Origin of the sequence: Nitrobacter winogradskyi, assembly GCF_006539545.1 — a bacterium.
Taxonomy (GTDB): domain Bacteria; phylum Pseudomonadota; class Alphaproteobacteria; order Rhizobiales; family Xanthobacteraceae; genus Nitrobacter; species Nitrobacter winogradskyi_A.
Window position 1 is genome coordinate 1 of sequence record NZ_BJNF01000034.1, and the last position, 9,750, is coordinate 9,750.

Sequence of the window (9,750 nt, forward strand, 5' to 3'; positions counted from 1 at the left end):
AAGACGTCGCCGCCGTCTCGCTCTCGCTGAACACCAGCGCGTTGTAGAAAGGGTCGGTCACCGTCATCGTGGTGGCGCCCCAGGGCTGGCGCTCCAATCCAGGCCGGGCATAGCCGTAGCGCTTGGCAAGCAGGCCAGCTTGATAGCCCGCAAGCCCCGTCGTCTCGATGATGATCCGCGCACCGGGCGAGCAGCCCCCATGGTGCTCGCTGAGATGCAGCACCGCCGAGCCCAGCGATATCCCCATATAGAGCGGCAAGTCCGGCTCGAAGCGATGCTCGAACTCGACCTTGAAGCCGAGAAAGTCGAGATAAAATTCCCTCGCCTTGCCGATATCGAACATCCGCAGGATCGGGGTGACGGTAGTAAAATGCGCGGCCATTGGCATTCCCCTTGCGATTTGTCCGGTTTACCACGGCAAGCGGGAGACGCCGCCCCGACCGGCTCTGGCTTGTAGCGCAGCGCAGCATGGCAGGCTATGGTCCGGGCATGGAGAAAACGGGCATGGATCGAGAGGACCGGACAACGCATTTCGGCTTCAGGGACGTCCCCCTGGCGGACAAGCAGACGCTGGTGAACGACGTCTTTCACAGCGTGGCACAGCGTTACGACCTGATGAACGATCTGATGTCCGGCGGACTGCACCGCGTCTGGAAGAATGCGATGATCACGACGCTGAATCCGCCGCGCAACAATGCGCCGTTTTCGCTGCTCGACGTCGCCGGCGGCACCGGGGACATCGCCTTCCGCGCGGCGAAAACCGCAGGGTCCGGGTTTCAGGCCACCGTGTGCGACATCAATCCGGACATGCTCGCGGTCGGCCGCGAGCGGGCGATCAAGCAGCATCGCGATCATCAGGTGTCGTTCGTCGAAGGCAACGCCGAAACGCTGGCCTTCACGGACCGCGGTTTCGACGCCTACACCATCGCCTTCGGCATCCGCAACGTGCCGCGTATCGACGCCGCGCTGCGCGAGGCGTTTCGGGTGCTGAAACCGGGCGGCCGGTTTCTCTGCCTTGAATTCTCGACGGTCGATGTGCCCGGACTCGACAAGATCTACGACCTGTTTTCCTTCAAGGTGATTCCGCCGCTCGGTCGTGCCGTCACAGGCGACGCCGACTCCTATCGGTATCTGGTCGAATCGATCCGCAAGTTTCCCAAGCCAGACGCCTTCGCCGATATGATCCGTGACGCCGGCTTCGCCCGCGTGTCCTGGCAGGCGCTTTCCGGCGGCATCGTCGCGCTGCATTCGGGCTGGCGTTTGTGATCTCAGCGCTGGCTCATGTCGCGCGGCTGGCCCGCGCCGCGTTCGTGTTCGCGCGCGAGGGCGTGTTCGGCGTGGTCGATCCATCGCTGGTGCCGGCTCCCGGCCAGCTCGCGCTGCGCATGGCGCGGCTGATCGAGCGCCGCGGCGCAAAATCCGGATCGCGGCTGACGCGCGCGCTGACGCGGCTCGGACCGGCTTATCTCAAGCTCGGACAGTTCCTGGCCACGCGCCCCGATGTCATCGGCGTCGCCATGGCGCGCGACCTGGAAAGCCTGCAGGACCGCCTGCCGCCGTTTTCGCAAGCGGAAGCCGAAGCGGTGGTCGCGGCGGCGCTGGAAAAGCCCGTCGCGGACGCCTTCGCAAGTTTCGGACCTTCGGTGGCGGCAGCCTCGATCGCGCAGGTTCATCGCGGCGAGGTCGAGAAAAACGGCGTCCGCAGACAGGTTGCGGTCAAGGTGCTGCGGCCCAACGTCGCCACGCGTTTCCGCCGCGATCTCTCCGATTTCTTTTTCGTCGCCAACAACGCCGAGGCGCATTCGGCCGAGGCGCGGCGGCTGCGCCTCGTCGAGGTCATCAACACCATGTCGCGATCGGTGGCGATGGAGATGGACCTGCGGCTGGAAGCGGCCGCGCTGTCGGAGATGGCGGAGAATACCCGCGACGATCCCGACTTCCGCGTGCCCGAGGTGGACTGGGACCGCACCACCCACAACGTGCTGACGATGGAGTGGATCGACGGCATCGCGCTGAACGATCATGCGCGTCTTGCGCAATCGAAAGCCGACCTGCCCGAACTGGGCCGCAAGGTGATCCAGAGTTTTCTGCGCCACGCGCTGCGCGACGGCTTCTTTCACGCCGACATGCATCCGGGCAACCTGTTTCTCGACGGCTCGGGTCGTCTGGTCGCGGTCGACTTCGGCATCATGGGACGGCTGGGCCTGAAAGAGCGGCGTTTCCTCGCCGAAATCCTGCTCGGCTTCATCACCCGCGACTACCGACGGGTCGCCGAGGTGCATTTCGAAGCCGGCTACGTGCCGGGCCATCACTCGGTGGAGAATTTCGCCCAAGCCATCCGCGCCATCGGCGAGCCGATCCACAATCGCACCGCCGAGGAAATCTCGATGGCCAAGCTCCTGACCCTGCTACTCGAGGTCACCGGCCTGTTCGACATGCAGACCCGGCCCGAACTGATCCTGCTGCAAAAAACCATGGTGGTGGTCGAAGGCGTGGCGCGCAGCTTCGATCCCAAACTGGACATCTGGACGGTGGCCGATCCGGTGGTTCGCGAATGGATCACGGAGAACCTCGGCCCGCTGGGGCGGATGCAGGGCGCGATCGCCGGCGCCGGAGAGCTGGGCCGCCTGCTTGCCGGGCTGCCCGCGATCGCCTCGCGCTCGGTGGCGGTGCTTGAGCAAATGGAGACCATGACCCGCGACGGGTTGGTGCTCGCGCCCGAAACCGTCGCCGCGCTGGCCCGCGCACGGGCGCGGCAGAACCGCTGGCGGACCATCGCGCTCTGGATCATCGCCCTGACGCTCCTCGGGATTCTGTGGGCCGTTAGCAGCCGATTGATATGACATCAACGCAATCGTATGATCGTATTGATGATATCAAACCGGATGCTGCACAGGGAGCGAAATGGCCAGCCTGACCGTCCGCAAGCTCGACGATGCCGTTAAGGCCAGGCTGCGAGCGCGTGCCGCCGCTACCGGCCGCTCGGTGGAGGAGGAGATCCGCGTCATCCTGCGCGAGGCGACCGGTATTCCCTCCGCCACAGCATCCGACGATCCTGATTTACGCAATGCAGCATTCTCACCAACGAGAAATTTATCCAACGTTTCCGGTCTGTTGCCGAAAGTAACAATGATCGTCGGCGGCGGAATCGCCGCCTACAAGGCGCTCGACCTGATCCGGAGGCTCAGGGAACGCGGATTTTTTGTGCGATGCATCATGACAAATGCTGCGCAGCAATTCGTCACGCCGCTGAGCGCTGGAGCCCTCGCGAACGAGCGTTGCTATACGGATCTGTTCGACCCCGGCAGCGAATGCGACGCCGGCCATATCCGGCTCGCGCGGGACTGCGACCTCATCGTGGTGGCGCCCGCCACGGCCGACCTGATGGCAAAGATGGCAAACGGCCACGCCAACGATCTGGCGAGCGCCGTTCTGCTCGCCGCCGACAAGCCGGTTTTGCTGGCGCCGGCGATGAATCCGCTGATGTGGAATAACCCGGCGACACGCCGCAACGTGGCCCAGCTTACCCGCGACGGCGTCGCCATGGTCGGCCCCGACACCGGCGAGATGGCGGAAGCGGGTGAAGCCGGGATTGGCCGCATGGCCGAGCCCGTGACGATCGCGGCCGCCGCCGAGCGGATGCTCAGGCCGCAGCAGGCGCAACCTCTGAAAGGCCGTCGCGTCCTGATCACCGCCGGCCCAACCCTGGAGCCGATCGATCCGGTGCGCTACATCGCCAACCGCTCCTCTGGCAAACAGGGCTTTGCCATTGCTGCGGCGGCGCGGGCGGCGGGAGCCGAGGTGACGCTGATTTCCGGCCCCGTGGAGCTCGACGACCCCGCCGGCGTCGCCGTGGAGCATGTCGAATCCGCGCGCGAGATGCTGGCGGCGGTAGAGACGGCGCTCCCCGCCGACATCGCGATTTTCACGGCCGCGGTCGCCGACTGGCGTGTCGCGCATGAAGGCCCGCAGAAGTTGAAGAAGACCGAAGCCGGAGTTTCGCCGCTGCAACTGATCGAAAACCCGGACATTCTCGCGACCATCTCGAACCTGCGCGACGAACGCCCGCCGCTCGTGGTCGGCTTCGCCGCCGAAACCGAGCACCTCATCGACAACGCCAAGGCGAAGTTCGCGCGCAAGGGCTGCGACTGGATGGTCGCCAATGATGTATCGCCGGGAACCGGCGTCATGGGCGGCGACCGCAACACCGTGCATCTGTTGACGCGCGGTGAAGACGGAGAGATCAGGACCGAGTCCTTCTCCGTCATGACCAAGGAACAGGTGGCCGCCATGCTGATCGAACGCATCATCTTAGCCCTGCCGGGTCCGGCGGCATGAGCGAGCCGGTCAAGGTCGGTGTCCAGCAACTGCCTCATGCCGAGGGCCTTCCGCTGCCGTCCTATCAAAGCGCCCAGGCGGCCGGTCTTGACCTCATCGCCGCGATTCCGGAACACGCGCCCATGGTTCTCGCGGCAGGCCGGCAGGCCATGGTGCCCACCGGGCTCGTCATCGCGTTGCCCGATGGATACGAGGCGCAGGTGCGGCCGCGTTCCGGTCTCGCCGCCCGGCACGGCGTGACCGTGCTGAATTCGCCCGGCACCGTCGACGCCGACTATCGCGGCGAGATCAACGTCCTTCTTGTGAATCTCGGCAGCGAAGCCTTCACGATTCGCCGCGGCGAGCGCATCGCGCAGATGATCGTCGCGCCGGTGACGCGCGTGGAACTGTTGCGCGCGGCGGCGTTGCCGGCGACGCCACGCGGCAGTGGCGGATTCGGCTCGACCGGGCGTTAGAGCAGAATGAAGAAAAGTGACGTGCGATTTTCGCACGCGTCCCGCTTTCAAGCACCGGGATCGGTCACGCTCCAGGACTCGCAATCATCCGCTCGCGAAAACCGATTCAATTTTACAACAATCGTTTGGTAAATGTCGCGGCTACGCATTTTTCCGCTGCCCGATTCCCGTTCACGGTCTGGACTCTAGCCCCTCGAATCCGCTTAAGCATAATGGTGGTCGATTCGTGAACGGCGAACGGGTTGCCGATCGAATATCATCGCGCGGTTTTGGGGCAAAGATGTCAGGCGTAATCGGGGTGATGCGTCGGACCTTGCTGTCATGCACCTCGCTGGTGCCGGGCAGCATCGCGGGCGCCGGCGCGGTCAGCCTCATCGACACCTCACCTGCCTGGGCCGCCGAACCGGCGCTGACCGGGCGGCTGCTCCAGGCTTTCACAAATCTCAGCCGGCAGGATTTGACGGCGCTGGCGATGGCGCTCGGCGTGCTGAGCTTCTCGGTGGTCGCCGCTATCCTGCTGATGCGCACGCGCATCCGCGCCGCCGCAAACGAACAGCGGTTGCGCAGCGAGATCCGCGAACTTCAATCGGAGGCCGACCGCTTTCGCGCGCTGCTGTTCGTGGAGCCGCAGATCCTGATATCGTGGGGCGCGGGCGAGGACCGCCCCCAGATCAGCGGCGATATCGCGCTGCTGTTGCCGCAGGATGCAAAACAGCCCTTGCGGATTCTGGCGTTCGGAACCTGGCTGCCGCCTGAGCCGGCGCTGCAGATGGATCACGCGGTCGATGCGCTGCGCGGCGCCGGAGAAGGCTTCCTGCTCAATCTGGTCACCTCGGCCGGCCGCACCGTGGAAGCGATGGGCCGCGCCATCGGCGGCCAGGCCATCGTGCGCATCCGTGATCTGGGCGGCTTGCGGCGCGACCTCGCCGAGATGACGCTGCGGCACGGCGGTCTGCTGGCGGAGACGGAAATGCTGCGGGCCTTCGCGACCGCGGCGCCCTGGCCGCTCTGGGCCAGAGGCGAGGACGGCAAGCTTTCCTTCGCCAACACGGCCTATGCGCGCGCGACCGACGCAGCTGATGCAGCCGACGCCATCCAGCGCAATCTCGAACTGCTCGACAGCGGGGACCGGATCGCGATGTCGCGAGCGCTGAACGACCATGCCACCTTTGCCGCGCGATTGCCGATCGTCATCGGCGGCGAGCGGCGCATGTACGACGTTCACGCACTCCGGACCGATGGCGGAAGCGCCGGCATCGCGCTCGACGCCAGCGAGGCGACGGCGTTGAGCCAGGCGCTGGCGCGGATGGCGGACGCGCATCGCCGGACCCTCGACCAACTGTCATCCGGCGTCGCCGTGTTCGACGGGCAGCGGCGGCTCGCTTTCTACAACGACTCCTACCGCCGGCTGTGGGATCTCGACCGGCCCTTCCTCGACGGACATCCCGACGATTCCAGCGTGCTCGATCGCCTGCGCGCGGGGCGCAAGTTGCCGGAGCAGCCGGACTTCCGCGCCTGGAAAGCCCGCCTGCACGAAGCCTATCGCGCCAACGAGGCCGTCAAGGACGTATGGTATCTGCCGGACGGACGCGCGCTCAGCATCGTCACCACGCCGAACCCGGAAGGCGGCGTCACCTACCTGTTCGACGATGTCACCGAAAGCCTGGATCTGGCCCGCCGATATGACCGGCTCATCACCGTGCAGCGCGAGACCCTCGACAGCCTGACCGAAGCGGTCGCGGTATTCGGCAGCAACGGCCGCGCGCAGCTTTTCAATCCGGCCTTCGCGCGGATGTGGAAGCTTTCGCCCGAGGCGCTCGCGCAGCAGCCGCATATCGATACGGTCGAGGCGTGGTGCAAGCCGCTGTTCGACGACGACGACGCCTGGCGCACGATCCACAAGGCCGTCACCGGCATCGACAATCGCACCGCGGTGCCGCTCAAGCTCGAGCGCAAGGACGGCAGCATCCTGGACTGCATGACCATGCCGCTGCCCGACGGCGCCACCATGCTGACCTTCCACGACATCACCGATAGCGAAAACGTGGAGCGCGCGCTGCGCGAACGCAACGATGCGCTCGAGGCCGCCGACCAGATGAAGGTCGATTTCGTCCACCACGTCTCATACGAACTGCGCTCGCCCCTGACCACCATCATCGGCTTCGCTCACCTCATGAACGATCCCGGCACCGGACCGCTCACCGAGAAACAGGCCGAGTATGTCAACTACATCACCTCGTCGACCGACGCGCTGCTGGCGCTGACCAACAACATCCTGGACCTCGCCACCATCGACGCGGGCGCCATGACGCTCGAACTCGGGCCGGTCGATGTCCGCAAGACCATCGCGGCGGCGGCGGAAGGCATTCAGGACCGCCTGACCCGCGACCACATCGTGCTGAACGTCGATGTCGATCCGGACATCGGCAACTTCATCGGCGACGAGCGCCGCATCATCCAGATCCTCTATAATCTGCTTGCCAACGCCGCCGGCTTCTCGCCGCCGGACTCCGTGATCACGGTCAGCGCCCGGCGCACCGAGCACAGCGTGAGATTCGCCGTGATGGACGAAGGCCCCGGCATTCCGCCGGACGTCAGGGACAAGGCGTTCGACTGGTTTGAGAGTTATGCGAACGGATCGCGGCATCGCGGCGCGGGCCTTGGCCTGTCGCTGGTGCGCTCCTTTGTCGAACTTCATGGCGGCCGCGTGCATTTCGATCCCGCCATCAAGAGCGGCACCAGGGTCGTTTGCGACTTTCCGCTCGACCGGAGCGCCCACCGGAACGCCGCCGAATGAGCGAGCCGTCGAGATTCGGGGTCGCGCTCGTCAACGAGAGCGCGAGCGCGCATCTGATGGCCGACCTCGCGCTGCTGATCGGTCCCGGCGACGTCATCACGCTGTCGGGTGATCTCGGCGCGGGCAAGACCGCGGCCGCCCGCGCCTTGATCCGGTATCTTGCGGGAGACGACACGATCGAGGTGCCGAGCCCGACCTTCACGCTGGCGCAGCATTACGATCTGCCGCCGTATCCCCTGCTTCACGCCGACCTCTATCGCATCAGCGGTCCCGGCGAACTGGAGGAGATCGGCCTCGCGCCGCTGCCCGAAGACGCGGTGGTCCTGATCGAATGGCCGGAGCGCGCCGCCGCCGGCCTGCCTGACGACCGGATTGACATCGCCATCAGCCATCGCCCGGCGCTCGGATCAGCGGCGCGCGCCGCCGAGATCACCGGCTACGGCAAGGCCGCGGCGCAGGTCGCGCGGCTGGCGTCGCTGCGGCGTTTCCTCAGCGATGCCGGTTATCTGGACGCAAGGCGGCAACGCATGGCGGGCGACGCCTCCACGCGCTCCTATGCCCGTCTGATCAGCGGTGACGCCAGCTTCATCCTCATGAACGCGCCGAAGCGGCCCGACGGACCTGCGATCCACGACGGCAAGTCCTACAGCGCGGCGGTGCATCTCGCCGAAGACGTCAAGCCCTTCGTCGCCATCGCGCGCGGCCTGCGTAATCAGGGCTTTTCCGCGCCGGAGATCCATCATGCCGATCTGGATTCGGGATTCCTGATCACCGAGGATTTCGGCGGCTCCGGCTTTGTCGAAGGCAGGCCGCCGACGCCGATCGTCGAGCGCTATCAGGCGGCGACCGACCTGCTCGCCGCGCTGCACGGCCGGACGCTGCCTGACACGCTTCCTTTGACGGCGGATACGGCCTACGCGATTCCCGCGTTCGACCTTGAGGCGATGCTGATCGAGGTCGGCCTGATGCTGGACTGGTATCTGATCGACCGCGGCATTGAACCAGGCGAAAACCTGCGCGCGGAATTCATGGCCATCTGGCGCGCATTGCTGGCGAAGCCGGATGCCGCGTCCAGAACCTGGGTGTTGCGTGACTTCCACTCGCCCAACCTGATCTGGCTGGAACAGCGCCCCGATATCGGAAAGGTCGGCATCATCGACTTTCAGGACACCGTGCTCGGTCCCACCGCCTATGATCTGGTCTCGCTGTTGCAGGATGCGCGCGTGGACGTTCCCGAATCGATCGAACTCGCCTTGCTCGCCCGTTACGCCAAGGCGCGGCTGGGATCCGAAGCGCATTTCGATCCCGCCGGTTTCGCCGAGACGTATGCCGTCATATCAGCGCAACGCAACACCCGGCTGCTCGGCACGTTCGCGCGGCTCAATCGGCGCGACGGCAAACCGCACTATCTGCGACACCAACCCCGGATCTGGACCTATCTCACCCGCTCGCTCGCGCACCCGGCCTTGTCGGCGGCGAGAGCGTGGTACCAGAAACACGTTCCGCCTCCGGCAGGTTGAACCGTTTTGTTTTACGCCTTTTTAGAGGTCGGCACGGTACACTCACAGCCTCGGACTATCCCTTGGTTCTATCCCTCGGATCGCGGCACAGTCTTCCTTCCAAGGCGGAGCACATCATGGGCACGGAACGACGTAAAGGCGAGCGCGTCACCTTCGAGCGCGGCTACAGCGCGCACATGATGGGCATCGACGGCACATGGCGCCGCACCTGCACCATGGAGGATGTGTCGGAAATCGGAGCCAAGCTGACCGTCGAAGGCTCCATCGAAGGCCTGCATCTGAAGGAATTCTTCCTCCTGTTGTCATCCACGGGCCTCGCCTATCGCCGCTGCGAGCTGGCCTGGGTCAATGGCGACCAGATCGGCGTCAACTTCCTGAAGCCGACCGACAAGAAGAAAAAGACCACCCGGCAGAACAGCGCCACGGCCGACGCCTGATCCACATCCCGCCCGGTATCATATCCGGCAGTCTCCCCATGTCATGGCCGCGTCATCATCTCAGGCGTGTATGGCCGGAGTCATCGATGCGATTCGCAACGGGTCGTGATCTTCGCTTCAAACCGCTATGGATTCGTCGCTTGTTTTTCGTTTGAGCATGATCTTTTCCGAAAACCGGTTTCCACTTTTCGGGATCATGCTCT

General features: G+C 65.2%; 8 protein-coding genes. 7 read left to right on the forward strand and 1 reads right to left on the reverse strand.

The features are described 5' to 3' along the window. Nucleotides 1–382 (reverse strand): glyoxalase superfamily protein (locus NWI01_RS07605; protein WP_141383284.1); only part of this gene is annotated, 382 nt, incomplete at its 3' end. A 122-nt stretch (nt 383–504) separates the two neighbouring features. Here NWI01_RS07605 and ubiE point away from each other — a divergent pair. The 7 genes from ubiE (at nt 505) to NWI01_RS07640 (ending at nt 9,547) form a co-directional block, all read left to right on the forward strand. Further along, the gene (gene ubiE, locus NWI01_RS07610) at nt 505–1,266 is read left to right on the forward strand and encodes a bifunctional demethylmenaquinone methyltransferase/2-methoxy-6-polyprenyl-1,4-benzoquinol methylase UbiE (RefSeq protein ID WP_141383285.1); all 762 of its coding nucleotides are present in this window, start codon (nt 505–507) and stop codon (nt 1,264–1,266) included. Next, nucleotides 1,263–2,843, forward strand: a complete 1,581-nt coding sequence (gene ubiB, locus NWI01_RS07615; protein ID WP_141383286.1) for a 2-polyprenylphenol 6-hydroxylase — start codon at nt 1,263–1,265, stop codon at nt 2,841–2,843. Before ubiE ends, ubiB begins: the two co-directional genes overlap by 4 nt. Nucleotides 2,844–2,904: 61 nt before the next feature. Beyond that, nucleotides 2,905–4,338 carry a bifunctional phosphopantothenoylcysteine decarboxylase/phosphopantothenate--cysteine ligase CoaBC gene (gene coaBC, locus NWI01_RS07620; protein WP_141383287.1) on the forward strand — a complete coding sequence of 478 codons (1,434 nt, stop codon included), beginning with the start codon at nt 2,905–2,907 and terminating at the stop codon, nt 4,336–4,338. Next, nucleotides 4,335–4,793: a dUTP diphosphatase gene (gene dut, locus NWI01_RS07625; RefSeq protein WP_141383288.1), complete on the forward strand. Its 459-nt coding sequence runs from the start codon at nt 4,335–4,337 to the stop codon at nt 4,791–4,793. The genes coaBC and dut overlap by 4 nt, the downstream gene beginning before the upstream one ends. A gap of 280 nt (nt 4,794–5,073) precedes the next feature. Next, nucleotides 5,074–7,590, forward strand: a complete 2,517-nt coding sequence (locus NWI01_RS07630) for a PAS domain-containing sensor histidine kinase (protein ID WP_141383289.1) — start codon at nt 5,074–5,076, stop codon at nt 7,588–7,590. Then, the gene (gene tsaE, locus NWI01_RS07635; protein ID WP_141383290.1) at nt 7,587–9,110 is read left to right on the forward strand and encodes a tRNA (adenosine(37)-N6)-threonylcarbamoyltransferase complex ATPase subunit type 1 TsaE; all 1,524 of its coding nucleotides are present in this window, start codon (nt 7,587–7,589) and stop codon (nt 9,108–9,110) included. The genes NWI01_RS07630 and tsaE overlap by 4 nt, the downstream gene beginning before the upstream one ends. A 116-nt stretch (nt 9,111–9,226) precedes the next feature. Then, entirely contained in the window at nt 9,227–9,547 is a 321-nt protein-coding gene (locus NWI01_RS07640) for a PilZ domain-containing protein (protein WP_141383291.1), read from the forward strand. Nucleotides 9,548–9,750 lie beyond the last annotated feature (203 nt).